1 protein-coding gene is annotated in these 280 nt (G+C 41.8%); it reads left to right on the forward strand.

From position 1 onward, the window contains the following. The coding region (gene rplR, locus ACSG5Z_RS32525; RefSeq protein WP_435713000.1) for a 50S ribosomal protein L18 at positions 1 to 210 on the forward strand (210 nt) is incomplete at its 5' end. Between the last annotated feature and the right edge of the window lie 70 nt (positions 211 to 280).

Raw genomic sequence — 280 nt, forward strand, 5'->3', positions numbered from 1 at the left:
ACGTTAGTAAGTGCATCTACTCTTGATAAAGACCTTGCTCTTAACGGTACTAGCAATACTGAAGCTGCTACGAAATTAGGAGAATCAGTTGCTAAGCGTGCTGTAGAGAAAGGCGTTAAAGAAGTAGTATTCGATCGCGGTGGTTACTTATACCATGGCCGTGTTAAAGCTCTAGCTGAGGCTGCTCGTGAGGCTCGATTACAATTTTAATGGTCAAAGGAGGGAAAATTGATGCATCGCATTGACCCAAGTAAATTAGAACTTGAAGAACGTGTAGTTA

Source organism: Bacillus pretiosus, assembly GCF_051294775.1.
Classification (GTDB): domain Bacteria; phylum Bacillota; class Bacilli; order Bacillales; family Bacillaceae_G; genus Bacillus_A; species Bacillus_A wiedmannii.